We start from the raw sequence: 26,193 nt of genomic DNA on the forward strand, positions 1-26,193 counted from the left end.
ATTAGCGAAGCGTAATCCACCTCCTTTGTTTCCACCGATCCACAGTGGTGGATTACGCCTTCGGCTAATCCGCCCTACGGCACCTCTATTACGGCACCTTCATCCGCGCCTTGCCGCTTCCAGCGCCTGCGGCGTGTCGATGTCGAGGAAGGCGCTCTCGCCGTCGACGGGCACTTCGGCAACCGCCTCCGTGTGCTTGGCGATCAGGTGGCGGGCGCCGACATCGCCGTCGAGCGTCATCAATTCCCTGAAGAAGCGGCGCGACCACAGCACGGGGTTGCCGCGGCGGCCTTCGCTGACGGGCACGACGATCAGGTTGCCGCGGTCCGGCGCAAAACTGTCGATCAGGCGATCGATCAGACCGGCGTCGATCAGCGGCATGTCGCCGAGGCAAACCAAGGCGCCGTCGCAAGTCTCCGGCACGGCGGCGATGCCGGCCTTGACCGAGCTTGCGATGCCGCCCGCGAAATCCGGGTTCTTGACGAAGCGCACCTTCAGGCCCTGCAGCGCCTGCTCGACCAACTCGGTCTGATGGCCGGTGACGACAATCACTTCAGACGCCTTTGAAGCCAGCGCCTGCTCGGTCGCGATCCGCACCAGCTTCTTGCCGTCGAGCTCAGCCAGGAGCTTGTTCGGCCCGCCCATGCGGGTCGAGCGTCCCGCGGCGAGCACGATGGCGGCGACCTGGCTGTTGCCTTCGGTCTCGGGCTTGGCACGCGGCTGCGGCCGCGTCACGATCTCCATCAGCAGGCCGCCGACGCCCATGCCCATCAGTTCGGACCGCGTCACCTTGATGCCGGCGAGCAGCCGCATCAGCACCCAGTCGAACCCGTTCTCGACCGGCGAGCGCGCGCAGCCCGGCGCGCCCAGCACCGGCACGCCGCCGGCACGCGCGATCAGCAGGAGATTGCCGGGATCGACCGGCATGCCGAAATGCTCGATCTCGCCGCCGATCCCGGTGACGGCCGCAGGGATCACGTCGCGGCGGTCGGCGATCGCGGACGCGCCGAAGACGATGACGAACTCGGCCCCTAACCCAAGCAATTCCTTGATCGCGGCCGACAGTGCGCGTTCGTCGTGCTGCACGCGCCGCTCGGCGATGATGCTGGCACCGGCTGGCGCGAGCCGCTCGGCGGTGACGCGCAGGGTTTTGTCGATCACCTTGGAGGACAGGCCCGGCAGCAGCGTCGAGACCACGCCGACGCGCTGGATGACGTAGGGCGCAATCGTGAGGACATCCCTGCCCGCCGCCTGCACGGCGGCATCGCGCAAGGCGCCCTCGACGCCGAACGGGATGATCTTGACGGTGCCGACCATCTCGCCCTCGACCACCGGCTTGTAGGCGGAGAGCGTCGCAAAGGTGATGGCCTCGTCGATATTGTTGATGCGGTCGACCGCAGCGCGGTCGATCACCAGCACGCCCGGACGCGCTGCGAACAGATTGGCGCGGCCTGTGAAGGCGCGCTCGACATGGATACCCTCGCCGCCGATGGCAAGCGCAATGCTGGCCGCCGCGACGTCCTCGGAGACGTCACCCGCCTCCATGCGCACCACGACGACGTCTTTGATGCCGGCGCGCGTGAGCTGCTCGACCTCGGCAGGCCCGATGGTCGTGCCTTTCTTCAGCACCAGCGGACCCTGGCGCAGGGTGTGGACGGTCACCCCGCCGATCGCATCCTTGGGGCTCGCCGGACCGAACTTCATGCCGCTTCTTCTTTTTCTTTTGGTGGCAGCCGGAGCACCGCGGTGATCTCCGCCATGATCGACACCGCGATCTCGGACGGCGAGACCGCGCCGATCGCAAGGCCAATGGGCGCGTGAATGCGCGCGATGTCGCTTTCCTTGGCGCCCTGCGCCCGCAGCCGGTCGCCGCGCTTGGCGTGCGTCTTCCGCGAGCCGAGCGCACCGATATAGAAGCAGCCGCGTTCGAAGGCATGCAGCAGCGCGGGGTCGTCGATCTTCGGATCGTGCGTCACCGCGACGAAGGCCGTGTAGGCATCCACGTTGAGCGGCGGCAGCGCCGTGTCGGGCCATTCGGCCACCAGCGGAATGTCGGGGAAGCGCTCGGGGCTCGCAAACGCCGTGCGCGGATCGACCACGGTGACGTCGTAGCCGAGCGAGCGCGCAAGCGGCGCCAGCGCCTGGCTGATATGGACCGCGCCGATGATGACGAGCTTTGCGGTCGGCGCGTAGACGTTGAGGAACAGCTTCTTGCCACCGGCCTCGACATTGGCGCTCTTGCCCATGCGAAGCTGCTTGTCCAATTCGACGCGCAGCGGGTCCCTGGCGAAGTCCGCGGCCTTCACCAGGCGCTGCTCGCCGCTCTCGGTATCGGTCACCAGGATCACCGGCCGGCGCGCGGCGCGCTCGGCATTGAGTTCGTGCAGGATTGCGAGCTTCACGGCTAGCCGACCTTCTCGACGAAGACGCGGATGGTGCCGCCGCAGGACAGCCCGACATTCCAGGCAGTCTCGTCGGCAACGCCGAACTCCAGCATGCGCGGCTTGCCGCTCTCGATCACGTCCATGGCCTCGGTGACCACGGCGCCCTCGACACAGCCGCCGGAGACGGACCCTAAGAACGTCCCCTCGTCGTTGATGACGAGGCTCGAGCCTGCCGGGCGCGGCGCCGAGCCCCAGGTCTCCACCACGGTTGCCAGCGCGACGCCACGGCCGGCCTTCTGCCAGTCCTCCGCCGCCTTCAGAATATCCTCGTCGCGATCGAGCATGGTTGGCCTCTCAGGCTGCGGAGCGGATCAGGCTGCGGTGATGCGGCGGCAGCGGCCGGGAGAGCGTGGTGATCAGCTCCTGGATCGAACTCAAATTATGCACCGGCCGGAATTCGTCAACGTGCGGGAGCATCATTTTGATGCCCTGCGCCTTGGCCTCGAAGCCGCCGAACCGCAGCAGCGGGTTGAGCCAGATCAGCCGTCGGCAGGACCGGTGCAGCCGGTCCATCTCGAAGGCAAGCTTGGAATCGGCCTCCCGTTCCAGCCCGTCCGAGATCAGCAGCACGATGGCGCCCTGGCTGAGCACGCGCCGCGCCCACAATTTGTTGAAGTTGTGCAGCGAGGCCGAGATCCGCGTGCCGCCGGCCCAGTCCTCCACCGAGGCCGAGCAGCTCGCCAGCGCCTCGTCGGGATCGCGCTGGCGCAGCGCGCGGGTGACGTTGGTGAGCCGGGTGCCGAACAGGAACACCGAGACGCGCTTGCGCGCATCGCCGATGGCATGGAGGAAATGCAGAAACAGGCGGGTGTACTCGCTCATCGAGCCCGAGATGTCGAGCAGCGCCACGATCGGCGCCGGCTTCTCGATCCGGCCGAGGCGATGAAGGTCGACGATGTCGCCGCCGGTGCGCAACGATGCGCGCAGCGTGCGGCGCAAATCGAGACGAAGCCCGCGGGGATCGGGCCGGTGCCGGCGCGTCAGGAGCTCGGCCTGCGGCAGGTTCATCCGCTCGATCGCGCGGAGTGCCTCGCTGATCTCCGCCGCGCTCATCTGCGCGAAATCCTTCTTCTGAAGGATCTCCTTGTCGGAGACCGACAGGCGCAGATCCTGCTCCTGGTGCCGCGGGGTCTCCGTCATCCGCGGCTGCGACATCGCCTCCTGGACGCGGCGCGAGCCTGCCTGCGGCTTCTTCTTGGCCTGCTCCGGCAGCGGCACCGAATCCAGCATGTGCTTCCACTCTTCGGAAGGGCGGAAGAACAGGTTGAAAGCCTGCTTGAAGATCAGCGCATGCTCGTGGCGCTTGACGAAGATCGCCTCCAGCGTGGTGAAGACGTCGGCGCGGTTGCCGATATCGATCACCTGGAGCGCGCTCATGGCATCGATGACGGCGCCTGGGCCCACCGGCATGCCCGCCGACCGCAGCGCGCGGGCGAAGCCGACGATGTTGTCGGCGAACTGCTCGGTCTGCTCTGGGGCAAGGTGGTTGATGGCCATGGTCTAGCTATCCTCCCCGTCATTCCGGGGCGCGAGTAAAACGAGCGAACCCGGAATCTCGAGGTTCCGGGTTCGATGCTTCGCATCGCCCCGGAACGACGACGATCAATTCTCGCTCGTCGCTTCCTTCAGCACCTTCTGCAGGGTGTCGCCCTGCATCCGCGTGATGTCGTCCTGGTATTTGAGCAGCGCGCCCAGGGTGTCGCCGACCACTTGCGGGGTCAGCGAGCGGGCGTCGAGCTCGGACAGCGCGGTGGCCCAATCGATGGTCTCGGCGACGCCCGGCGACTTGTAGAAATCCTGGTTGCGCAGCGCCTGCACGAAGCGAACCACCTGCTGCGACAGCTTGGCGGAGATGCCGGGCACGCGCGTCTTGACGATCGCAAGCTCGCGCTCGGCGGCGGGATAATCGACCCAGTGATAGAGACAGCGCCGCTTCAGCGCGTCATGGATCTCGCGGGTGCGGTTGGAGGTGATGATCACGATCGGCGGGCTCGGCGCCTTCACGGTGCCGAACTCGGGAATGGTTACCTGGAAATCGCTGAGGATTTCGAGCAGGTAAGCCTCGAATGCCTCGTCGGCGCGGTCGAGCTCGTCGATCAGCAGCACCGGCGGACCGGCCACATCGGGCTGCAGCGCCTGGAGCAGCGGCCGCTTGATCATGTAGCGGTCGGCGAAGATGTCGCTGGAGAGCTGCTCGCGATCGGTGTCGCCGGCGGCTTCCGCCATCCGGATCGCGATCATCTGCGCGGCGCTGTTCCACTCGTAGACGGCGGAGGAGACGTCGAGGCCTTCGTAGCACTGCAGGCGGATCAGCTTGCGTCCGAGCGCCGCCGACAGCACTTTCGCGATCTCGGTCTTGCCGACGCCGGCCTCGCCTTCCAGGAACAGCGGCCGGCCCATGCGCAGCGACAGATAGGTCACCGTGGCCAGCGACCGCTCGGCGAGATAGCCGCGCGACGTCAGCAGTTCGAGCATCGCATCGACCGATGCCGGCAAAGCACCGGAAGTATTGGCCGCTGAAGTCATCAAATAGCCAGTCTCGCTGCGCCCTCACCGGGGGGCAAGTTTGGGCCAGGCCGTGAGGTCACCTCACGCCTTGGCGTTGGCGGCGTCGAGGGCGCGCCGCGTCAGCACGCCGATGAGATGCGCGCGGTATTCGGCGCTGCCGTGGATGTCGCTGTTGAGGCCTTCCGCCGGCACCTCGATGCCGTCGAGCGCCTTGGATGCGAAGCGTTTCTTCAGCGCTTCCTCGAAGGCGGTGACGCGGAACACGCCTTCGGAGCCGGCACCGGTGACGGCGACGCGCACGTCCGACGGACGCCGCGCCACGAACACGCCGACCAGCGCGTAGCGCGAGGCCTGGTTGCGAAACTTGATGTAAGCCGCCTTCTTCGGCAGCGGGAACATCACCTTGGTGATGATCTCGTCCGCTTCGAGCGCGGTCGTGAACAGACCCTGGAAATACTCTTCGGCCTTGAGGCGGCGCTTGTTGGTGACGATGGTCGCGCCGAGCGCAAGCACGGCGGCCGGATAATCCGCAGTCGGGTCGTTGTTGGCGAGCGAGCCGCCGATCGTGCCCTTGTGGCGCACGGCGGGATCGCCGATTCCGCCAGCAAGGCTCGCCAGCGCCGGGATCGCCTCACCGACGATCGCGGAGGTCGCGACCTCGGCGTGCTTGGCGGTGGCGCCGATCACGAGCGAACGGCCCTTCATCTCGATCGTGTTGAGCCCCTCGATATGGGAGAGGTCGACCAGATGCGGGGGACTCGCGAGGCGCTGCTTCATCACGGGAATCAGCGTGTGGCCGCCGGCGATCACCTTGGCGTCTTCGTTCTTCACCAGGAGGTTGGCGGCCTGCCGAACGGTCCCGGGGCGATGGTATTTGAATTCGTACATCTGAATGTCCTGGTCGCGGAATGCGCGCGCGGTTTAGGCGAGGTCGGATTTCGCCATCGCCTTGGCGCCGGCGGAGATCGAGGCGACGATGTTCTGGTAGCCGGTGCAGCGGCAGAGATTGCCTTCCAGCTCCTCGCGGATGATGTGGTCGTCGAGCTCGTTGCCCTTGCGGTGCACGATGTCGATCGCGGTCATGATCATGCCGGGCGTGCAGAAGCCGCACTGCAGGCCATGGTGCTCGCGGAAGGCCTCCTGCATCGGATGCAGCGGCGCGCCGTCGGCGGCCAGACCCTCGATCGTCTTGACCTCATGGCCGTCGGCCATCACCGCAAGCGTGGTGCACGACTTCACGGCCTTGCCGTCGAGATGCACGACGCAGGCACCGCACTGCGAGGTGTCGCAGCCGACATGGGTGCCGGTCAGGCGCAGATTCTCGCGCAGGAACTGCACCAGGAGCGTGCGGGGATCGACATTGGCCGTGACAGGATTGCCGTTCACGATGAGGGAGATTTTTGCCATAAGCACTCTCTATCAGCGCCCCGACGGGTCCCGTCGAAGCGGTTCTTATAATTATTCCAACCCATCATATGGGCCATTATCCCCGGGGGCAACATCGCCCGGGACGCAAGGCGCCATGCTGAAAGGCGATAGCCTTCAGCTCTGTACCGCCTTGGCGAAGTTCGCGAAAAACTCGTCGGCCAGTTTCTTGGCCGCGCCGTTGATCAGGCGCTGGCCGAGCTGCGCCAACTTGCCGCCGATCTGCGCCTCGACCTCGTAGGAGAGCAGCGTGCCGCCGTCCTTTTCCGCGAGCTTGACCACGGCGCCGCCCTTGGCGAAGCCCGCCACTCCGCCCTCGCCTTCACCGGAGATCTTGTAGCCGTTCGGCGGGTCGAGATCGCTCAGCGTCACCTTGCCCTTGAAGCGTGCCGACACCGGACCGACCTTCATTTTCGCGGTTGCGCGGAAGCCGCCGTCGTCGGTCTTTTCCAGCTCTTCGCAGCCGGGGATGCAGGCCTTCAGCACCTCGGGATCATTGAGCTTGGCCCACACGGCCTCGCGCGGCGCCGCAAGCTGAACCTCGCCGTTCATTGTCATGGCCATGGGGTGCCTCCCGGATCGCGTCACTATAATGCTGTTCAAGTAACGCAGGGGCGCCGCAAAGGAAAGGGCACCCCCCGATCAAGTGCAATGCATATTCGCAACTGCAAAAAGCTTGCGCTGACGGGTTTGGGATTGGCACAGGCGGGCCATGGTGGTTAGGTCCCGCACAATATGAGCACATCCCTCTCCCCCCTGCTTGCGCCGATGCTGTCGAGCGCGGCCATGCGCGCCGTCTGCGACGACCGCTCCACCCTCCAGAACATGCTCGATTTCGAGGCAGCCTTGGCCCGGGCCGAAGCTGCCACGGGCGTGATTCCCGCATCCGCGGTGGGCCCGATCGCGGCTGCGTGCAAGGCTGATACCTTCGACATGGCTGGGCTGGCCGTGGCCGCGACGCGATCGGGCAATCTCGCGATTCCCCTGGTCAAGACGCTGACCGCCAATGTCGGCAAGCTTGACGCGGAGGCCGCCCGCTACGTGCATTGGGGCGCCACCAGCCAGGACGTCATCGACAGCGCGACCATGCTGACCCTCCGCGCCGGCATCGATGCGCTGGACGCGGACCTCAGCCGTGCCATCAAGGGCTTTGCCGCGCTGGCGCGCAGCCACCGCAACACCGCGATGGTGGCGCGGACCTGGCTCCAGCATGCACTGCCAATGCCGTTCGGGCTGAAGGCCGCCGAGTATGCCGCAAGCCTCGCCCGCTCCCGCTGCCGCCTGCGGCGGCTTCGCCGCGAGGGGCTGGCGCTGCAATTCGGCGGCGCCGCCGGCACGCTCGCCGCCCTCGGCGACAAGGGGCTTGCGGTGGCCGAACGGCTGGCGCAGGAGTTGAACCTGCCGCTGCCGGAAGCTCCCTGGCACACCCATCGCGACCGCATCGCGGAGGCCGCCTCAAGCTTCGCGATCCTCGCCGGCAGCTGCGGCAAGATCGCGCGCGACGTCTCGCTGCTGATGCAGACCGACGTCGCCGAAGCGTTCGAGCCTGCCGGCGAAGGCCGCGGCGGCTCCTCGACCATGCCCCACAAGCGCAACCCGGTCGCCGCTGCAAGCGCGCTGGGCTGCGCGACCATGGCCCCGCAGCTCGCGGCCACGATTTTTGCCGCGCAGTTGCAGGATCATGAGCGCAGCGCGGGACCCTGGCACGCGGAATGGCCGACGCTGCCGCAATTGATGCTGGTCGCCTCGGGCGCGCTTGCCGCCATCGTCGACATCGCCGAGGGCCTCGACGTCGATGCCGCGCGCATGCGCAGCAATCTCGACGCGACGCATGGCCTGATCATGGCGGAAGCGGTCACCTTCGCGCTGGCTGACAAGATCGGCAAGAGCGACGCGCATCATCTCATCGAGGCCGCGAGCAAGCGCGCCGTCGCCGAGAAGAAACACCTGCGCGAGGTTCTCACTGCCGATTCGCTGGTTACCGCGCATCTGACGCCGGAAAAAATTACGGCATTGTTCGAGCCGATGGCCTATCAAGGGGCTTCCCAAGCCCTGATCGACCGCCTGCTCGACAGCCTCGAGCGCGAATAGAGCAGCCCGAGCGGAAATAGAACGGAGACGCCCGCATGCCCATGATCGATGCCGACGGTTGCCTGCTCAACGTCTCCGTCGAGGGCCGCGACGGCGGCCCGACCCTGATGCTCTCCAACTCGCTGGGCTGCACGCTGCAGATGTGGGAGCCGCAGATGAAGGCGCTGACGCAGGTGTTCCGCGTCATCCGCTACGACCGCCGCGGCCACGGCAAGTCGAACGTGCCGCCGGGCCCCTACACGATGGAACGCTTCGGCCGCGACGTGCTCGCGATCCTCGACGACCTCAACATCGAGAAGGTGCATTGGTGCGGCCTGTCGATGGGCGGCATGGTCGGACAATGGCTGGGCGCCAATGCGCCCGAAAGGTTCGGCAAGCTCATCCTCGCCAACACCTCCTGCTATTACGCCGAGCCGACCAAATGGCTGGAACGCATCGACGCGGTGAAGAAGGGCGGCATCGCGGCGGTCGCCGACGCCGTGATCGCGGGATGGCTGACGGCAGACTTCCGCGAGCGCGAGCCTGCGATCACCGCCAAGATGAAGTCGATGCTGCTGGCCTCGCCCGTGGAAGGCTACCTCGCCTGCTGCGAGGCGCTGTCGACCCTCGACCAGCGCGAGCTGCTCCCCAAAATCAAGAGCCCGACGCTGGTGATCGCCGGCCGGCAGGACATGGCGACGCCGATCTCGGCGGGTGAATTGATCCGCTCGAAGATCCCCGGCGCCAGCATGACCATCATCGACGCCGCGCATATTTCCAATGTCGAGCAGCCGCACGCCTTCACCGACGCGGTGGTCGGGTTCTTGACGCAGCGCTGATCTCTATCACCGTCATTCCGGGACGCCTCGAAGGAGGCGAACCCGGAATCTCGAGATTCCGGGTTCGATGCTTCGCATCGCCCCGGAATGACTTGCCCCGGAGGAAACACCATGGACGACCAGAAGCGCCGCGATGCCGGCATGAACGTGCGCCGAAAGGTTCTGGGCAATGCCTGGGTCGACAAGTCGATCGCGGGTCGCAATGCCTTCAACACCGATTTCCAGGACCTGATCACGCGCTATGCCTGGGGCGAGATCTGGACACGACCGCATTTCGACGAGCGCACGCGGCGGGTGCTGGTGATCGGCACCATGGTCGCGCTCGGGCAATGGGACGAATTCCGCCTGCATGTGCGCGCGGCGCTCGCCGAGGGGGGCTTTACCCCCGACGACATCAAGGAAATTTTGCTGCAGCAGGCGATCTATTGCGGCGTGCCGGCGGCGAACCACGCCGTCAAGGAAGCCTCAGCGATTGTGCAGGAGCTCGGCCTGCTCAAGACCTAGCGGCGCGGTGGTCTCGACGGTCTTCGGCGCCGTCTCGGGCCGCTCGATCACGATCACGATGGCAGCACCGAGCAAAAGCAGGAGCTCGGTGGCATGCAGCCGCAGCGCGGACATCTCGCCGACCTTCGAGGCCATGATCATGCTCGCAAACGAGATCACGCTGCCGATCGCCAGCGCGATGCCGAGCGCCTCGTCGCTGCCGCCATTGTTGCGGGTTCGGGGAATGCACAGGAGCGCGAGGTAGATCGCGAAGAACGCCACGACCGTCAACCGTCCCAGCGCCAGCAGCCACGCGGCGCGCACCGTATCCATCCCCGCCATATTGAGATGGTCGCTGAGGAACAGCGCCACCGCAACGCTCGGCCGCTCGTAGAGGCCGTGCACGGGCGCCACCATGATGTTGAAGGCAACAAGGGTCCAGGCCGGGATGAAATAGGCCGCCAGCAGTACACCGTTGACCGAGCCGATCCGCCAATTTCCGAACATGCCGCTTCCCGCTTCGCCCGCAATGCGCCTTCGATCGGAAGGCTTTGCCGGAGCTAACTCGCATCAGACTGTGGCGGCAATTTAAACCCTTTGTTTACCTTAACTGCCCCGGCGGTCATTCCGGGATGGTCCGAAGGACCAGACCCGGAATCTCGAGCCGGCTTCGATGCTTCGCCACGCCCGGAACGACTCCCCAACAGGAAAAAAGACCCCGCCTTTCGGCGGGGCCCTCCTCACTACTCTTGGTCAGTGCCCTTGGTTCCTGGGTCACAAGCTACTTGTCCTGGCCGTGCTGGCCACCCTGCTGCTGGCCGGGACGATCGCCCTGGCGCATCGGGTCGTTCTGCTGCTGCTGTCCGGGTTTCTGACCGCCGCCCTGCTGCTGCCCTGGTTGTTGACCTGGGCGCTGCTGACCGGGGTTCTGACTCTGCTGACCCGGATTCTGGTTCTGCTGCTTCGTCATTCGGGGAAACTCCCTTGTTGGACGTCAGAGAAAGGTAATAACGGCCAACATCCGCTTTGGTTGCCTTGCGGAACCCGGTTCCTCGCACGTGCGGGAACCGGGTCCAAATGATCTCTGTACAAGCCTTTATGCGGAGGCCGACCCAGTTGCAGCCGCCAGTTCCCTGCTGTTACAAAACGGGAAGAATGCTTAGGGGCTGCCGGGGCCCAAGAAACTCACTCTCCTAAGAGCTCCCTTTGAGCCCGCGTCAGGTTTGGTACGGCAGCCCATGGATTATTTCGCCCAGCAGCTCATCAACGGTCTCGTGCTCGGCTCGATCTACGGCCTGATCGCGATCGGCTACACGATGGTCTACGGCATCGTCGGCATGATCAACTTCGCCCATGGCGATGTCTTCATGATCGGCGGCTTCATCGCCCTCATCACCTTCCTGATCCTGGTCTCGTTCGGCCTGACCGCGATCCCGATCATCCTGCTCGTGGTGCTCTTGGTTTCCATGGCGATCACCGCGCTCTATGGCTGGACGATCGAGCGCATCGCCTACCGGCCGCTGCGCCACTCCTTCCGCCTCGCCCCGATGCTGTCGGCGATCGGCATGTCCTTCGTGCTGACCAACTACTCGCAAGTGGCGCAAGGCGCCCGCGTCAAGCCGATCCCGCCCTTCATCACCGGCGGCTACACGCTGCATGAGAGCACGGACGGTTTCGTGATCCAGCTCTCCAACATCCAGATCATGGTGGTCGTCACCACCGTCGTGCTGCTGGCGCTCTTCACCTGGCTGGTGTCGAGCACAAGGCTCGGGCGCGACATGCGCGCCTGCGAGCAGGACCAGACCATGGCGTCGCTGCTCGGCGTCGATGTCGACCGTACCATCTCCATGACCTTCGTGATCGGCGCAGCGCTCGCCGCGGTCGCCGGCCTGATGTACCTGCTCTATTACGGGACGGTCGATTTCTTCATGGGCTTCGTTGCCGGCATCAAGGCGTTCACGGCCGCAGTGCTCGGCGGCATCGGCTCGCTGCCCGGCGCCATGCTCGGCGGCCTCGCGATCGGCCTGATCGAGACGTTCTGGTCGGCCTATTTCTCGGTCGGGTACAAGGACGTCGCTGCGTTCTCGATCCTGATCGTCGTGCTGATCTTCATGCCGACCGGCCTGCTCGGTCGCCCCGAAGTCGAAAAAGTCTGACGGTTTCGCGCGTGACACCCATCCCGCACAAGGCCACCCACGCAAGTCGCACCGCCGGCATTCCCTCCCTCCTGAAGACGGCCCTCATCAACGCCCTGATCGCGCTGGTGCTGTTTTCGCTGATGGTCGGTATCCGCACCGAAGCGGGCTCCGACGGCCAGCTCACCTATTGGACGCGCTTCGGCGAACTCGCATCCCTCGTCGCGGCGGTATTCGGCGGCTCGATCGTAATTGATCTGCTCCGGCAATGGATCGGTCCGACCGGCGCCGAGAAGCTGGTGCCGCCGGCAGTACAAAGCGGACTATCGTTCGTCGGCCGCTACCTCGCGCCGGCGCTCCTGATCTTCACGCTGCTCGTGCCCGTGATCTTCTATGACCAGCGGTACATCCTCGACCTCGCGATCCTCGTGCTCACCTATGTCATGCTGGGCTGGGGCCTCAACGTCGTGGTCGGCCTCGCGGGACTGCTCGATCTCGGCTACGTCGCCTTCTATGCGGTCGGCGCCTATTCCTACGGACTTCTCGCCACCAATTTCGGCTGGTCGTTCTGGATCTGCCTGCCGCTGGCCGGCATCCTGGCGGCGTTCTGGGGCGTGCTGCTCGGCTTCCCCGTGCTGCGCCTGCGCGGCGACTATCTCGCCATCGTGACGCTCGCCTTCGGCGAGATCATCCGCCTCGTCATCATCAACTGGCAGGAACTCACCGGCGGCCCCAACGGCGTCTCCGGCATTCCACGCCCCACCTTCTTCGGCATCCCGCTCGACAACAGCGACGACGGGTTAGCCGCCAAGCTCGGTATCGAGTACTCGCCGACGCACCGCATCATCTTCCTGTTCTATCTGATCCTGGCGCTTGCCCTGCTCACCAACTGGGTGACGATCCGGCTGCGCCGCCTGCCGATCGGGCGGGCCTGGGAGGCGCTGCGCGAGGACGAGGTCGCCTGCCGCGCGCTCGGCATCAACACCACCACCACCAAGCTCACGGCATTCGCGACCGGCGCCATGTTCGGCGGCTTTGCCGGCGCGTTCTTCGCCACCCGCCAGGGCTTCATCAGCCCGGAATCCTTCACCTTCCAGGAATCGGCGCTGGTGCTCGCCATCGTCGTGCTCGGCGGCATGGGCTCGCAGCTCGGTGTCGCGCTTGCCGCACTCGCCATGATCGGCGGCTTCGAGCTGTTCCGCGGCCTCGAGACCTACCGCATGCTGGTGTTCGGCATGGCCATGGTGCTGATCATGATCTGGCGGCCGCGCGGCCTGATCGGCCATCGCGCGCCGACCGTGTATCTGACCAAGGCGAAGGCGATCTCGTCCGATCTCGTCAAGGAAGGGCACGGATGAGCGGCGACAAGATTCTCAGCGTCGACCGGCTCGCCATGCGCTTCGGCGGCATCGTTGCCGTGCAGGACCTCTCCTTCGCCGCCGAGCGGAAGAAGATCACCGCGCTGATCGGGCCGAACGGCGCCGGCAAGACCACCGTCTTCAACTGCATCACCGGCTTTTACAAGCCGAGCGGCGGCACCATTCGCCTCGCCCACGATGATGGCAAGGTGATCGCGCTGGAACGGCTGAACGATTTCCGCATCGCCAAGCAGGCCAAGGTGGCGCGCACCTTCCAGAACATCCGGCTGTTTCCCGGCATGACCGCGCTGGAAAACCTGATGGTGGCGCAGCACAACGCGCTGATGCGCGCCTCCGGCTTCACCTTCCTCGGCCTCGTCGGCGCCCCCGGCTACCGCGACGCCGAAAAGCACGCGATTGATCTCGCGACCGACTGGCTCAAGCGGATCAATTTGCTCGACCGTGCCGACGACGCGGCCGGCAATCTCGCCTATGGCGACCAGCGCCGGCTCGAGATCGCGCGCGCGATGTGCACCGAGCCCGCGCTTCTGTGCCTGGACGAACCCGCCGCCGGCCTCAACGCACGCGAGAGCGCAGCCTTGAGCGAACTCCTGCTCTCGATCCGCAACGAGCTCGGCACCTCGATCCTGCTGATCGAGCACGACATGTCGGTGGTGATGGAAATCTCCGACCACATCGTGGTGATGGACCACGGGGTGAAGATCGCGGAAGGCTCCCCGCGCGAGGTCCGCGACGATCCCAAGGTGATCGCCGCCTATCTCGGCGCCGACGAGGAAGAGGCCGTGGCCGTGATGGAGAGCGGGTCGTGACTGCGGCGCCCACGCCCCTGCTCGCGATCCGCAGCCTTCGCGCCGCCTACGGCAAGATCGAGGCGCTGAAGGGCGTCGACGTCGAGATCAATGCCGGCGAGATCGTCGCGTTGATCGGTGCCAACGGTGCCGGCAAGTCGACGCTGATGATGACGATCTTCGGCAAGCCGCGCGCCCGCGCCGGCCAGATCCTGTACGAAGGCCGCGACATCACCGATGTTCCCACCCACGAGATCGCGCAATTGCGCATCGCGCAATCGCCGGAAGGCCGCCGTATCTTCCCGCGCATGACCGTGGCGGAAAACCTCCAGATGGGGGCGGACGCCACCGGCTGCACCGATGCGGAGCGCAACGCGACACTGGAGCGCGTCTTCGCGCTGTTTCCGCGGCTGAAGGAACGCTACGGCCAGCGCGGCGGAACCCTGTCCGGCGGCGAGCAGCAGATGCTGGCGATCGGCCGTGCCTTGATGAGCCGCCCCCGCCTGCTGCTGCTCGACGAGCCCTCGCTCGGCCTCGCCCCGCTGATCGCGCGCCAGATTTTCGATGCGATCCGCACCCTGAACCGGCAGGACGGCCTGACCGTCCTGATCGTCGAGCAGAACGCCAACCATGCGCTCAAGCTCGCCCATCGCGGCTATGTCATGGTCAATGGCCTGATCACGCTGGCCGGGACTGGCGCCGAGTTGTTGCAGCGCCCCGAGATTCGCGCCGCCTACCTGGAAGGCGGCCGGCACGGCTGAGCGGAGCCGGATGCGGCGGAATGTGGCGAGATATCTCCGCCAATGCCCGTATTTTGCCGGTGACTTCTCCTCGAAATCATTCAAGAATGGCGCCGGTTTGAACCGGGCATGCCCGGCAACGTCCACAGGCGACCACCCGCGAGGTATCTCATGAAATCACTGAAGCTCATCGGTCTGGCATTCGGCGCGTCGCTCGCGCTGTCGAGCGCGGCATTCGCGCAGGATGTCACGATCGCAGTCGCAGGTCCGATGACCGGCGGCGAGTCCGCCTTCGGCCGCCAGATGAAGAACGGCGCCGAAATGGCCGTGGCTGACATCAACGCCGCCGGCGGCGTCAACGGCAAGAAGCTCGCGCTCTCCGTCGAGGACGATGCCTGCGATCCCAAGCAGGCGCGCTCAATCGCCGAGAAGATCGCCGGCGCGAAAATGCCCTTCGTCGCCGGGCACTATTGCTCGTCGTCGTCGATCCCCGCCTCCGAGGCCTATGCGGATGGCAACGTTCTTCAGATCACCCCGGCCTCGACCAACCCGCTCTTCACCGAGCGCAAGCTCTGGAACGTGGCGCGCGTCTGCGGCCGTGACGATCAGCAGGGCTTGATCGCGGCGCAGTACATCGCCAAGAACTTCAAGGGCAAGAACATCGCGATCCTCAACGACAAGACCACCTACGGCAAGGGTCTCGCCGATGAAACCAAGAAGGCGCTGAACAAGGCCGGCATCACCGAGAAGATGTACGAGTCCTACAACAAGGGCGACAAGGACTTCAACGCGATCGTCTCGCGCCTGAAGCGCGACAATATCGACCTCGTCTATGTCGGTGGCTACCATCAGGAGAGCGGCCTGATCCTGCGTCAGATGCGCGACCAGGGCCTCAAGACCGTGCTGATGGCCGGCGATGCGCTCGCCGACAAGGAGTACGCCTCCATCACCGGCCCCGCCGGCGAAGGCACGCTGTTCACCTTCGGTCCCGATCCGCGCAACAAGCCGACCGCGAAGAAGATCGTCGATGCCTTCAAGGCCAAGAACATCGACCCCGAGGGCTACACCCTCTACACCTACGCGGCGATGCAGGTCTGGTCACAGGCCGCCAAGAAGGCCGGCACCACCGACGCCAAGAAGGTCATGGAAGCCATGAAGGCCGGCAAGTGGGACACCGTGATCGGCCCGATCGAGTATGACGCCAAGGGCGACATCAAGCAGATCGACTACGTTGTCTACAAATGGGACGCCAAGGGCGGCTACGCCGAGATCAAGGGCAACGGCACCTGAGCGCGCTTGACCGGCCTCAAGCCACGATTCGAACATCACCACGCCCCGGCTTCCCCCGGGGCGTTTCTTCTTGCGACGAGCTCAGACGGCGGCGGGCAGTTCGCCGCCCGCTGCGGCCTGGGCCTTGCGCAGGGCTTGCAGGAGATCGTTCGGTCGAAACGGCTTTTGCAGGCAGACCACGTTGGCGAGGTGGGGCGATTGATCCATGAAATCCAGCGCTGTCATCCCGGACACCGCAATGACCGGGAGCCCCGGCGCCCGTTCGCGCAGGATCGCGATGACGTCGACGCCATTGGTGTCGCCAAGGAAAATATCGACGATCGCCGCGTCAAAGGGGCTTTCCTCGAAAGCTTTCAGCCCGGCCGCACCGCTCTCCGCCTCGACGACCTCGAAACGATTGACCCGAAGCACAATCGCGACCATCGCGCGGACGTCCTTCTGGTCGTCGATAACGAGAACGCGGGGCATGGGGAATAACTCCCGATGTTAGATCAAATCGACTGATTCAAACCCTGGAACCCGCCGCAGCCGAGGGCATTATGACACCGTCCAGTAAAGCGCATCTTACCCGATCCCTACTCCGCGTTCTCACCAAAATTAAGTAAGCTGTAACCTTCAGTTGAGTCGCGGTCGCATCTTGCAGAATGCGAGCCCAGAACCCGTTACCATGGAGCGAGGCTGCGGGAACCCGGATGACATCGGCAAAGATGGCCAAGGCAATGGTCAAGACCGGTCTGCGAGAGGTGGACGTGCCCGCGACGATTGACCGAGGCACATTCCTTTCGACCCTGCCGGCCACCTCGACCGACCGCACCGCGGCATTGGCGATCGTCGCCGTTTCCTCGATCCTGTTCGCCCTCACTGTGCCCTTCGCAGGTACCCCGCTCTTGCCGGTTCCGGCCTTCGTGGCCGCCTATCAATCGGCCCTCGCCGTGAGCGACATCATCACGGCAGTACTGCTGCTGTCGCAGTTCGTCGTCTTGCGAACCCGCGCGCTGCAGTGGCTTTCGACCGGCTACCTGTTCACCGCCGCGGCGGCGCTGGTCCATGCCCTCACCTTCCCCGGCCTCTTCGCGCCGACCGGACTGTTCGGCGCGGGCCGGCAAACCACCGTCTGGCTCTACATGATTTGGCACGCCGGCTTCCCGCTGTTCGTGCTCGGCTATGCCTGGCTGAAGGAAAAGGACGGCGGCCCCAGGATCCGGACCGCGACAAGCAACGCGATCTACGCCAGCGTGCTCGGCGTCGTCGTCGCCATGGCCGTTTTCACCTGGATCGTCACCGCCCAGCACGATCTGTTGCCGGTGCTGCTGCGCGACGGCCGCTACACGCCGACCATGATCGGCGTCGTGTCCTTCGTGTGGTCGCTGAGCTTCGCCGCACTCGTCTCGCTCTGGTTCCGCAGGCCGCATTCGGTGATCGACGTCTGGCTCATGGTGGTCATGTGCGCCTGGCTGTTCGACATCGCGCTGTCGGCGATCGTCAACGTCGCGCGCTTCGATCTCGGCTTCTATGCCGGCCGGCTCTACGGCCTGTGCGCGGCGAGCTTCGTGCTCGCCGTATTGCTGGTGGAGAATGTCCGCCTCCAGGCGAACACGGTGGGCCTCGTCGGCCGGCTGCGCGAGCAGTCCGCCACGGAGCGCGACTTCTACGCCAAGCGTCTGGCGCTCTACGGCGCCGTCGTGGAATCCTCCAACGACGCCATCATCACCCAGTCGCTCAACGGCATCGTGACCGGCTGGAACCGCGCCGCCGAGCACCTGTTCGGCTATTCCGCCGCGGAGGCCATCGGCAAGCCGATCGACCTCATCGTACCGAACGATCGCAAGCCCGAGGTCAGGAGCATTCTCAACCGCATCAGCAGCAACGAGTCGATCGCCCAGCACGAGACGGTCCGTGTCAGAAAGGATGGCCGCGAGATCGACGTTGTCCTCAATGTCTCGCCACTGCGGGCGGAGAGCGGACAAATCATCGGCGCCTCCAAGATTGCCCACGACATCACCGAGGAGAAGCAATCCCGGGAAAAGCTGCGCCAGGAGATCGAGGAGCGCCAGCGCATCTTCGAGACCTCGCAGGACCTGATCCTGGTCACCGACGGCTTTGGCAATTTCATCCAGGTCAGCCCGAGCGTGAAGGATATTCTCGGCTTCAGCCCGGAAGACCTGATCGGGCACAGCGCGACCGAGTTCATCCACCCTGACGACCTCGATAGAACGCGGGACGAGATGCGCGCGGCGCGGCGTGGCGCGGTCAAGCGCAGCTTCGAGGCGCGCTATTATCACTACGACGGCCACGAGGTCACGCTGAACTGGATGGGCACCTGGTCGGAGCCCGTGAGGCGCCATTTCTTCATCGGCCGCGACCTCACCGAAAAGCAGGCCGCCGAGGCCCAGTTCAGGCAGGTCCAGAAGATGGATTCCATCGGCCAACTGACCGGTGGAGTCGCCCACGACTTCAACAACGTGCTGACCGTCATCACCGGCACGATCGGCATCCTGGCGGACGCGGTGGCCGACCGCCCCGAACTCGCCGCCATCACCAAGCTGATCGACGACGCCGCGGAGCGCGGCGCGCAACTGACGAAGCATCTGCTCGCCTTCGCCCGCAAGCAGCCGCTCCAGCCGCGCGAAATCGACGTCAACGCATTGACGCTCGAGGCCGCAAAGCTCCTTCATCCCACCCTCGGCGAGCAGATCACCATCATGCCGCAGCTCACCGACGATGCGTGGCCGGCACTGGTCGATCCGGGTCAGCTCTCCACCGCGATCCTCAATCTCGCGCTGAACGCGCGCGATGCCATGCCCGACGGCGGCACGCTTGTGCTCGAGACCCGCAACATCTTCCTCGACGACGGCTATGCCAGCATGAATCCCGACGTCGTTGCCGGCAATTACGTGATGATCGCGGTCAGCGATACCGGCAGCGGAATTCCAGCCGACCTGATCGAGCGGGTGTTCGATCCGTTCTTCACCACCAAGGAGGTCGGCAAGGGCACCGGCCTCGGCCTCAGCATGGTGTTCGGCTTCGTCAAGCAGTCCGGCGGCCACATCAAGATCTACAGCGAGGAAGGCCACGGCACGAGCGTTAAGATCTACCTGCCGCGCTCCAGCGGCGTGCAGGAGACCGAGTTCGAGGTGCTCCAGAACGTGCCCGTCACCGGCGGCAACGAGAAGATCCTGATCGTCGAGGACGACGCATTGGTGCGGCAATATGTCGTGACCCAGATCAAGAGCCTCGGCTATGCCGCGCTCGAGGCCGCCAACGCCGCCGAAGCCCTCGTCATCATCGACGCCGACAGGGACATCGACCTGCTCTTCACCGATGTCATCATGCCGGGCGCGATGAACGGCCGCCAACTCGCCGATGAGGCGGCCCGCCGCCGACCCGACCTGAAGACGCTGTTCACCTCGGGCTACACCGAGAACGCCATCGTCCATCACGGCCGGCTCGACTCCGGCGTGCTGCTGCTGGCAAAGCCCTATCGCAAGTCCGAGCTCGCCAAGATGCTCCGGACCGCGCTCGCCAGTTGAGCCTGCGACGTCCCTGCGCTATCGCAGAGGCGAAATCCTTTCAGCGCGCGAGGCCACATTGAAAAATCTGCTCACCGACATCGCCGGCATCCGCGTCGGCCATGCCGAGGATGCGAAGGTCGCCTCCGGCACGACCGCGATCATTTTCGACCAGCCGGCGGTCGCGGCGATCGACGTCCGCGGCGGCGGCCCCGGCACGCGCGAAGACGCACTGCTCGATCTTGCCAACACCGTCGAGCGCGTCGACGCGATCGCGCTATCGGGCGGCTCCGCCTTCGGCCTCGATACCGGCGGCGGCGTGCAGGCCTGGCTCGCCGAGCAGGGGCGCGGCCACCGGGTTCGCGAAGCGCTGATCCCGATTGTGCCGGGTGCGATCCTGTTCGACCTTCTCAACGGCGGCGACAAGGCCTGGGGACGCTTCTCGCCCTATCGCGACCTCGGCTACGCCGCGGCGGTCGCCGCCGGCACCGACTTCGCGATCGGCAGCGTCGGCGCAGGCCTCGGCGCCACCACCGCGACGTTCAAGGGCGGGCTCGGCTCGGCCTCGGCGGTGACGCCCGATGGCGTGAAGGTCGCGGCGATCGTCGCCGTCAACGCGGTGGGTAGTGTCACCGTCGGCACCGGGCCCTGGTTCTGGGCGGCGCCGTTCGAGGTGGACGGCGAATTCGGAGGACGCGGCCTGCCCGACAAGTTCACCGACGACATGCTCCGCATGCGCATCAAGGGCGGTCCCGCGGCGACCGCGCGCGAAAATACCACCATCGGCGCTGTCGTCACCGACGCGGTGCTGACCAAACCCCAGGCCAAGCGGCTGGCGATGATCGCGCACACCGGCTTCGCCCGCGCGATCTATCCGGTGCATGCACCGACCGACGGCGACGTGCTGTTTGCGGCTGCGACCTGCGAGAAGCCAATCGAGCCACTGGTCGGCCTCACCGAGCTCGGCACGGTCGCCGCCAACGTGGTCGCACGCGCGATCGCACGCGGCGTCTACAGCGCGACGGCGCTGCCATTCCCTGGCGCGCTGCCGGCGTGGAAGGACCGGTTCGGCGGATAAGGAGCACGCCCTTCTCGCCACGAATCGCACGTCATCGCCCGGCGTAGACCGGGCGATCCAGCATTCCAAAGACAGAAGTGATTGGATCGAGAGGCCGCGGCGTACTGGAAGTCCCGCCGGAGCCTGCCATCGGGCTCGCCGAAGGCGAGGCCCGGTGGCGGGGCATGACAGCGTGCGGGCGTCACACGCTCATCGACATGGACGAGCCGGCAGTCGACGAGGCGCCCTGACCCTGCCCGCCTTGCCGCTGCATCAGCTGCGCAAACAGATCATAGGCCGAATTGCGGGAGGCGCTGGAGGCGCCGGGAACCGTGGTCGACATCGTGAAGCCGTCGGCATAGGTGACGGTGGTGGTGGTCGAGCCGTCGGCAGCGGTCGTCGTGGTCGAAGTCGATCCGCCGCTCGACGACGAGGAGGAATCCGAGCCGCTGCCGGACGCATCGCCCGCGCCCTGCGCATGATGATGCCCGTGATGGCCGCCCTTCAGCGCCTTCGACATCTCGTCGAGGCTGACACTGTCGTCGGAATTCGCATCCATCTTCGAAAACACGTCGTCGGCCTGTGTGAGGTTGGTGCCGCCGGCGCCGAGCGCGTCCTCGAACTCGGATTTGGTGATCTTGCCGTCGCCGTCCGCATCGATCTGCGAGAACAGGTCCTTCAGCGCAGCCTCCCGGCTCGTCGAAGTCGAGGAGCTCGAGCTCGACGAAGTCGACGAGGTTGAGCTGGCCGTGCTGCTCGTGCTGTCCGATGACTGGCTCTGCGCCGCGAACAGCGCGTTCATCGTCTCCGGCGAGATCTGCGGATATTTGCCCGCATTGACCGACGAGGTGGCACCGGTCGTGGTGTTATTGCTGCTGTCGATCGCGAACGGATTGGTCGACGCGCTTTGCGAAGACCCCGTCTTCTGGGTCGACGAGGACGATTTCGAGTTCGTCAGCGACTGGATCGCGTCGAGCGCGCTCGATACGGCGCCTAGGGCAAACAACATTGCTCAACTCCAACCGATGCGGCATGCCGCCGCCAATGTTCTGTCGGGTGAGGTCAGCAAGCGTCGTGCCAGCGCGAAAAGCTCAATGAAATCCGCCTCCGCCGCGCTTTGCACGGCCCGGGAACACCGGCAATTCATGCCGGTCGCGGCAGAAATTTCCGCCCACAGGAAGCACACCTCCCCTGCATTGCCGACCGCGGAGGCCCATGTTAGGCGAGGCCCATCGTCTTTCGGCCGCCACGGGAAACAGCGCCATGACCCAAGCCTTCGCCCCCCGCCCCCTGGCAATCGCGCCCTCGATCCTGGCCTCGGATTTCTCCAAGCTCGGCGAAGAGGTGCGCAGCGTCGATGCCGCCGGCGCAGACTGGATCCATCTCGACGTGATGGACGGGCACTTCGTTCCGAACATCTCCTACGGCCCCGACATCATCAAGGCGATGCGTCCGCACACCAAGAAGGTATTCGACGCGCATCTGATGATCTCGCCCTGCGACCCCTATCTCGAAGCCTTTGCGAAAGCCGGCTGCGACCACATCACCGTGCATGCGGAGGCCGGTCCGCATCTGCACCGCTCGCTCCAGGCGATCCGCGCGCTCGGCAAGAAGGCCGGCGTCTCGCTCAACCCGGGCACGCCGATCAGCGCGCTCGAATACGTCCTCGACCTCGTCGACCTCGTGCTGGTGATGTCGGTCAATCCCGGCTTCGGCGGCCAGGCCTTCATCCCCTCCGCAATCAGCAAAATCCGCGACATCCGCGCCATGACGGCCGGCCGGCCGATCGACATCGAGGTCGACGGCGGCGTCGGCCCCGAGGTCGCGGGCCCCCTGGCCGCGGCCGGCGCCAACGCGTTCGTGGCCGGCACCTCCGTGTTCAGGGGCGGCACGCAGGAAGCCTACAAGACCAACATTGCCGCGATCCGCAACGCGGCGCTCGGGGCGCGCGGCGAAGCCATCTGACCGCTATTCGCGGTCCGAACCGGCCTTGCGGCCGCTACGACCAACAGGAATGGACGAAATCCGCGCCACTCCGTTTTCCACGGGCCTGCGGCGCCTGCGCGCCGAGGCCCTGCAGGACGGCGAGCAGGTGATCTGGCAGGGCCAGCCCGACGGCGTCGCCCGCATGATCATGTGGCGATTTCTGTGGTGGATCGGATTGCCCTGGCTGTTGCTGACCATCGTCGCCGTTAGAGCCGATTGGATCGACCAGGCGGCCCGACCTCTCGCGATGCTCGGGATTGCGATGGTCGCGGCCCCGCTGGTGATGCTGCTGCAAGACCTGCAGACGCTTTATCTGATCACCGATCGCCGCGCGCTGATCCTGCGAACGGCCTGGGGTCGACGGACGGTCAGCCAGACGCCGTTCGAGGCCATGGACGCAGTCTTCGAGATCCTCGACGTCGGCGACGGCGCCGGCCACCTCAACTTCGCGTCGGGGCGATCGACCCGTTCGCTCGATACCGACTACACCGGCCGCTACGGGTTTCGCTGTGTTCGCGACGCTCCGCGCCTCCGCGACGTCCTCGAAGCTGCGCGCACAGGCAAGATACCGCGGTCGCACCCGGAAAAAGCTGCGGTTATTACGGGCGCGCCGGCGCGCAATGCCTAAAATTGCAACTACGACCCGTACTCATCCGGGCTTCACTGATTCGCGCAAATCACTGCAAGTGATTCCTGCCTGTTATCGCGGGAGCACATCATGACGACGACCCTGGTTTGGACTGGCGTGGCGTTGTGGATTGGTTTTTGTGCGTTCGTTGTGTTTGGCCCAACGGCTGGACCGGTCGAAGCCCCGGTACGTTCGGCCCGTAGCATCCGTCGCGACCGCAATCGGGCCTGACGCCCATGCAGATCGCCCTCGTGAAGCGCCAGCCGAAGCGCAGGTGCCGTATTCCGCGGCGTCCGCATCCGAACCTCGACTATTTCTTCGGCCGGCTCGAACGCCCCGAAGGCGAGCGGGGCGACGACAGCGGGCTAGAAGCGGCGGACCTGGACCATCCGTTCCAGTTGCCGCGCCGGCACTGATATTCTCTTTCCGGACTTGAGCCATGAAACCGCATTGCCCGAACTGCCTGAAGGAAATGACCAAGGCATCCGCGTCGCGTAACCTGTTCAATTGCGAGCCCTGCCGCGAGATCATCCAGTATTTCGGCGGCGGCGCGGATCACGGCGAGCCCGGTCCGCAATTCTCCTGGCCGATCCGCCGCAAGCGCGCCGCCTACACCGCCCACGCGGCCTGATCCCCGAAAACGCCAGGCGCGGGCTATCCCGCCGCCTCGCCGGCGTCCGCCTCTCCGTCATCCGCCGCCATCCGCGGCGGCCGCACCACGGTGACGGTGCAGGCCGCTTCCGAGGCCACCTTGGCCGAGACGCTGCCGAGCAGCGTGCGCCTGAACGAACTCTGCCGCGCGCCGATGATGACGTGGTCGACCTGGTTGACCTCGGCAAACTCCAGCAGCGCCGCGGCCGGATCGACCGCCTCCAGCACGTGAACCGAGAGCCTGCTCTCGTCGAGCTTCAGCGGTGTCGCCCAATGCCGGAGCGCCACCAGGCGGTCGATATGCTTGTTGGAGCCCTGCTCGTCCAGCGTCCGGTCGATCGCGATCCGGTTGAGCTTGAGGACGTTGACGCAGGCAAGCCGCGCCGAGGGCAGCGTCGCGAGAATGCGCTCGGTGGTGACGCGCAGCGCCTCGTTCAGCTCCTCCGCCCCTTCCACCGTGTCGAGCGCGACCGCGAGGATCGGGCTCGAGGCGATTTGCGCGGCGACATCCGATTTCGCGCGCGGCGTCATGATGCCCTGGTTGAAGCGCCGCCGCCAGGCGACGCCCAAGGGATCCCGCTTCAACCGCTCCGAGCGCGCGGTAAGCTTGACCTGGTCCGGATGGGCGAGATCGAAGGCGAGCTGGGACGCGGTCGGATAGCGCCACACCGGCTCGATCTCCAGGCACCGCAGCACGATTTCCTGGAGCCAGGGCGGATAGTCGGCGCGCAAGCCGCGCGGCGGATACGGATCGCGCCAGAGCCTCCGCCGCATCGCGCGCAACGTCTCGCCTTCGCCGAACGGCCGCTCGCCGGTGGTGAAGAAATAGAGCAGCACGCCAAGCGAGAACAGATCGCTGCGCGGATCGTCGCGGACGCCGAGGAGCCGCTCCGGCGCCATGTAGGGCGCGGTGCCGTAAGGCAGGCGGAACTCCTCCTGCAACAAATCTGGCAGATGATCGTGATGCGACAGGCCGTAGTCGATCAGCACCGCCTCGCCGCTCTCGCGGAACATGATGCTGCTCGGCTTGATGTCGTGATGGATCACGTTCTGCCGGTGCAGATCGGCGAGCGCGGTCGCGACCTTGGCGACGAGCTGCCGCGCCTCGTCATACGGCAGCGGCAGGTCCGGCAGCCGCTTGTAGAGCGTGGTCCCGGGGATGCGCTCGATCACGACGTAGGCCTGGTGCGCGAAGTCCCCGGTGCCGAAGCTGGCCGGCACATGTGGCCCCGCGAGCCGCGGCAGGATCATCATCTCCATCTCGAAGGAGACGATCGCGGCGGGGTCCTCGCCCTCCGACACCCGCGGAATCTTCATCAGCAAGGGCATGTCGATGCCGGGATGGGTGACCGTCCACAGCGTCGCCATGCCGCCGGCATGGACGCATTCGCCGATGGTGTAGCCGTCGATCTCGGCGCCGGGCTTGACCAGGGGTTTCGGCATCGGCCTCTAGCGCCCCTGCGACAGCCGGTCGGCGAGCCAATGCGGCAGGCCGTTCTCGCGGATCCGGTTCGCGGCCGTCTCGACATCGTAGGGCGCGCGGCAATAGGTGATCTGGCACGAGACCGTGTCGTACAGCACGAAGGCCGCGGATGGATCGCTATCGCGGGGCTGGCCGACCGAGCCGAGCACCGCCAGCCATTGCCGCCCGCGCAGCAGCGGCACGGCGACGTCGGTCTTGGGCACGAGGCCCGACATCTTTGCCGTCACCGACATCGAATAGAGCTGCGGACGATGGATGTGGCCGCAGAACGTGACATGGGCAGGCGTCGCGATCAGGCTCTTGGCGGCATCCGCCGTCGAGCGGATATAGTGCCAGCTTCGGGGGCTGGAGGCCTCCGAATGCACGAACAGGCGGTCGCCGTCCTCCACCAGCATCGGCAGTTCGGCCAGAAAACGCCGCTGCGCGGTGTCGAGCCGGCCGCGGGTCCATTCGATCGCGATCTGCGCCTCGGCGTTCATGGTCTCGGTCGAAGAGCTGACCGCCTGATCATGATTGCCACGCACGGCGACGGCGCCCTGCGCAACCAGCTCCATCACGGTCTCCACGACCCATTCCGGATCGGCGCCATAGCCGACGAAGTCGCCGAGCAGGATGAACCGCTCCGCGCCCTTCGCGCGGGCCACCTTGAGGCAGGCCTCGAACGCCTGCCGGTTGCCGTGGATATCCGAGAAGACAGCTAGGAGCACACACCCTCCACCCTCCAAATCTTATTGAAGGCCGATACGGCCAAATTGAGGGAGGTCAAGAACATGCGCCA

Annotated in this window: 28 protein-coding genes; 14 read left to right on the forward strand and 14 right to left on the reverse strand. The window is 65.8% G+C overall.

Going from position 1 to position 26,193, the window contains the following annotated elements; translation table 11 throughout:
• Positions 1-99: 99 nt before the first annotated feature.
• The 8 genes from RAD15_RS29845 to RAD15_RS29880 all read right to left on the reverse strand — a co-directional run bounded on the left by RAD15_RS29845 (position 100) and on the right by RAD15_RS29880 (position 6,941).
• The gene (locus RAD15_RS29845; RefSeq protein WP_458181803.1) at positions 100-1,704 is read right to left on the reverse strand and encodes an NTP transferase domain-containing protein; all 1,605 of its coding nucleotides are present in this window, start codon (positions 1,702-1,704) and stop codon (positions 100-102) included.
• Positions 1,701-2,402, reverse strand: a complete 702-nt coding sequence (locus RAD15_RS29850; RefSeq protein ID WP_458181805.1) for an XdhC family protein — start codon at positions 2,400-2,402, stop codon at positions 1,701-1,703. The genes RAD15_RS29845 and RAD15_RS29850 overlap by 4 nt, the downstream gene beginning before the upstream one ends.
• A gap of 2 nt (positions 2,403-2,404) precedes the next feature.
• Positions 2,405-2,728, reverse strand: coding sequence for an XdhC family protein (locus tag RAD15_RS29855; RefSeq protein ID WP_148751517.1), 324 nt, complete (start codon positions 2,726-2,728; stop codon positions 2,405-2,407).
• 10 nt (positions 2,729-2,738) lie between these two features.
• Positions 2,739-3,941 (reverse strand): vWA domain-containing protein, encoded by a 1,203-nt coding sequence (locus RAD15_RS29860; protein WP_458181807.1) that lies wholly within the window; start codon positions 3,939-3,941, stop codon positions 2,739-2,741.
• A 105-nt stretch (positions 3,942-4,046) separates the two neighbouring features.
• Positions 4,047-4,970, reverse strand: coding sequence for an AAA family ATPase (locus RAD15_RS29865; protein ID WP_458181809.1), 924 nt, complete (start codon positions 4,968-4,970; stop codon positions 4,047-4,049).
• Between the two features lie 63 nt (positions 4,971-5,033).
• A complete protein-coding gene (locus RAD15_RS29870) occupies positions 5,034-5,840 on the reverse strand; it encodes an FAD binding domain-containing protein (RefSeq protein WP_458181811.1) in 807 nt (268 codons plus the stop codon).
• A gap of 33 nt (positions 5,841-5,873) precedes the next feature.
• A complete protein-coding gene (locus RAD15_RS29875) occupies positions 5,874-6,359 on the reverse strand; it encodes a (2Fe-2S)-binding protein (protein ID WP_458181813.1) in 486 nt (161 codons plus the stop codon).
• Positions 6,360-6,494: 135 nt separating this feature from the next.
• Positions 6,495-6,941, reverse strand: coding sequence for an SRPBCC family protein (locus RAD15_RS29880; RefSeq protein WP_458181814.1), 447 nt, complete (start codon positions 6,939-6,941; stop codon positions 6,495-6,497).
• Positions 6,942-7,112: 171 nt separating this feature from the next.
• On the opposite strand from RAD15_RS29880, the gene RAD15_RS29885 reads away from it, so the two are divergent.
• The 3 genes from RAD15_RS29885 to RAD15_RS29895 all read left to right on the forward strand — a co-directional run bounded on the left by RAD15_RS29885 (position 7,113) and on the right by RAD15_RS29895 (position 9,790).
• Positions 7,113-8,468, forward strand: a complete 1,356-nt coding sequence (locus tag RAD15_RS29885; RefSeq protein ID WP_458181815.1) for a 3-carboxy-cis,cis-muconate cycloisomerase — start codon at positions 7,113-7,115, stop codon at positions 8,466-8,468.
• A 35-nt stretch (positions 8,469-8,503) separates the two neighbouring features.
• A complete protein-coding gene (gene pcaD / locus RAD15_RS29890) occupies positions 8,504-9,286 on the forward strand; it encodes a 3-oxoadipate enol-lactonase (RefSeq protein WP_458181816.1) in 783 nt (260 codons plus the stop codon).
• A gap of 111 nt (positions 9,287-9,397) precedes the next feature.
• Positions 9,398-9,790, forward strand: a complete 393-nt coding sequence (locus tag RAD15_RS29895; protein ID WP_027548693.1) for a carboxymuconolactone decarboxylase family protein — start codon at positions 9,398-9,400, stop codon at positions 9,788-9,790.
• On the opposite strand, the gene RAD15_RS29900 is transcribed toward RAD15_RS29895, so the two are convergent.
• Positions 9,752-10,276 carry a hypothetical protein gene (locus RAD15_RS29900; RefSeq protein WP_458181817.1) on the reverse strand — a complete coding sequence of 175 codons (525 nt, stop codon included), beginning with the start codon at positions 10,274-10,276 and terminating at the stop codon, positions 9,752-9,754. The two genes, RAD15_RS29895 and RAD15_RS29900, sit on opposite strands and share 39 nt — an antisense overlap.
• Positions 10,277-10,550: 274 nt before the next feature.
• Positions 10,551-10,739 (reverse strand): hypothetical protein, encoded by a 189-nt coding sequence (locus RAD15_RS29905; protein ID WP_458181819.1) that lies wholly within the window; start codon positions 10,737-10,739, stop codon positions 10,551-10,553.
• 268 nt (positions 10,740-11,007) lie between these two features.
• Here RAD15_RS29905 and RAD15_RS29910 point away from each other — a divergent pair, with 268 nt between their 5' ends.
• From RAD15_RS29910 to RAD15_RS29930, 5 genes are all read left to right on the forward strand, one after another.
• Positions 11,008-11,925 carry an ABC transporter permease subunit gene (locus RAD15_RS29910; RefSeq protein WP_458181820.1) on the forward strand — a complete coding sequence of 306 codons (918 nt, stop codon included), beginning with the start codon at positions 11,008-11,010 and terminating at the stop codon, positions 11,923-11,925.
• Positions 11,926-11,984: 59 nt separating this feature from the next.
• A complete protein-coding gene (gene livM, locus RAD15_RS29915; RefSeq protein ID WP_458182018.1) occupies positions 11,985-13,262 on the forward strand; it encodes a high-affinity branched-chain amino acid ABC transporter permease LivM in 1,278 nt (425 codons plus the stop codon).
• Entirely contained in the window at positions 13,259-14,092 is an 834-nt protein-coding gene (locus RAD15_RS29920) for an ABC transporter ATP-binding protein (RefSeq protein ID WP_458181822.1), read from the forward strand. The genes livM and RAD15_RS29920 overlap by 4 nt, the downstream gene beginning before the upstream one ends.
• Positions 14,089-14,832: an ABC transporter ATP-binding protein gene (locus RAD15_RS29925; RefSeq protein ID WP_458181824.1), complete on the forward strand. Its 744-nt coding sequence runs from the start codon at positions 14,089-14,091 to the stop codon at positions 14,830-14,832. Before RAD15_RS29920 ends, RAD15_RS29925 begins: the two co-directional genes overlap by 4 nt.
• Before the next feature lie 150 nt (positions 14,833-14,982).
• On the forward strand, positions 14,983-16,101 hold the full coding sequence (locus tag RAD15_RS29930; protein ID WP_458181826.1) for a branched-chain amino acid ABC transporter substrate-binding protein: 1,119 nt from the start codon (positions 14,983-14,985) through the stop codon (positions 16,099-16,101).
• Positions 16,102-16,182: 81 nt separating this feature from the next.
• Here the strand turns inward: RAD15_RS29930 and RAD15_RS29935 are convergent, their stop codons facing one another.
• Positions 16,183-16,569, reverse strand: coding sequence for a response regulator (locus RAD15_RS29935; protein WP_458181827.1), 387 nt, complete (start codon positions 16,567-16,569; stop codon positions 16,183-16,185).
• A gap of 224 nt (positions 16,570-16,793) precedes the next feature.
• Between RAD15_RS29935 and RAD15_RS29940 the strand changes: the two genes are divergently transcribed.
• Together RAD15_RS29940 and RAD15_RS29945 are read left to right on the forward strand one after the other, a co-directional pair.
• Complete coding sequence (locus tag RAD15_RS29940; RefSeq protein WP_458181828.1) at positions 16,794-19,631, forward strand: PAS domain S-box protein; 2,838 nt, start codon at positions 16,794-16,796, stop codon at positions 19,629-19,631.
• A 58-nt stretch (positions 19,632-19,689) separates the two neighbouring features.
• Positions 19,690-20,688 (forward strand): P1 family peptidase, encoded by a 999-nt coding sequence (locus RAD15_RS29945; RefSeq protein ID WP_458181829.1) that lies wholly within the window; start codon positions 19,690-19,692, stop codon positions 20,686-20,688.
• A 181-nt stretch (positions 20,689-20,869) separates the two neighbouring features.
• Here RAD15_RS29945 and RAD15_RS29950 read toward each other — a convergent pair whose 3' ends face one another.
• Positions 20,870-21,676 (reverse strand): EF-hand domain-containing protein, encoded by an 807-nt coding sequence (locus RAD15_RS29950; RefSeq protein WP_458181831.1) that lies wholly within the window; start codon positions 21,674-21,676, stop codon positions 20,870-20,872.
• Between the two features lie 254 nt (positions 21,677-21,930).
• On the opposite strand from RAD15_RS29950, the gene rpe reads away from it, so the two are divergent.
• From rpe to RAD15_RS29970, 4 genes are all read left to right on the forward strand, one after another.
• Entirely contained in the window at positions 21,931-22,632 is a 702-nt protein-coding gene (gene rpe / locus RAD15_RS29955; protein ID WP_458181833.1) for a ribulose-phosphate 3-epimerase, read from the forward strand.
• A gap of 49 nt (positions 22,633-22,681) precedes the next feature.
• Positions 22,682-23,281 (forward strand): hypothetical protein, encoded by a 600-nt coding sequence (locus RAD15_RS29960; RefSeq protein ID WP_458181834.1) that lies wholly within the window; start codon positions 22,682-22,684, stop codon positions 23,279-23,281.
• Between the two features lie 236 nt (positions 23,282-23,517).
• Complete coding sequence (locus RAD15_RS29965) at positions 23,518-23,697, forward strand: hypothetical protein (RefSeq protein WP_458181835.1); 180 nt, start codon at positions 23,518-23,520, stop codon at positions 23,695-23,697.
• Positions 23,698-23,720: 23 nt separating this feature from the next.
• Positions 23,721-23,912 carry a hypothetical protein gene (locus RAD15_RS29970; protein WP_458181837.1) on the forward strand — a complete coding sequence of 64 codons (192 nt, stop codon included), beginning with the start codon at positions 23,721-23,723 and terminating at the stop codon, positions 23,910-23,912.
• Between the two features lie 23 nt (positions 23,913-23,935).
• On the opposite strand, the gene RAD15_RS29975 is transcribed toward RAD15_RS29970, so the two are convergent.
• Entirely contained in the window at positions 23,936-25,375 is a 1,440-nt protein-coding gene (locus tag RAD15_RS29975; RefSeq protein ID WP_458181838.1) for a serine/threonine protein kinase, read from the reverse strand.
• Between the two features lie 6 nt (positions 25,376-25,381).
• On the reverse strand, positions 25,382-26,122 hold the full coding sequence (locus tag RAD15_RS29980; protein WP_458181840.1) for a metallophosphoesterase family protein: 741 nt from the start codon (positions 26,120-26,122) through the stop codon (positions 25,382-25,384).
• Positions 26,123-26,193: the final 71 nt, after the last annotated feature.

The organism is Bradyrhizobium sp. 14AA (genome assembly GCF_054185205.1).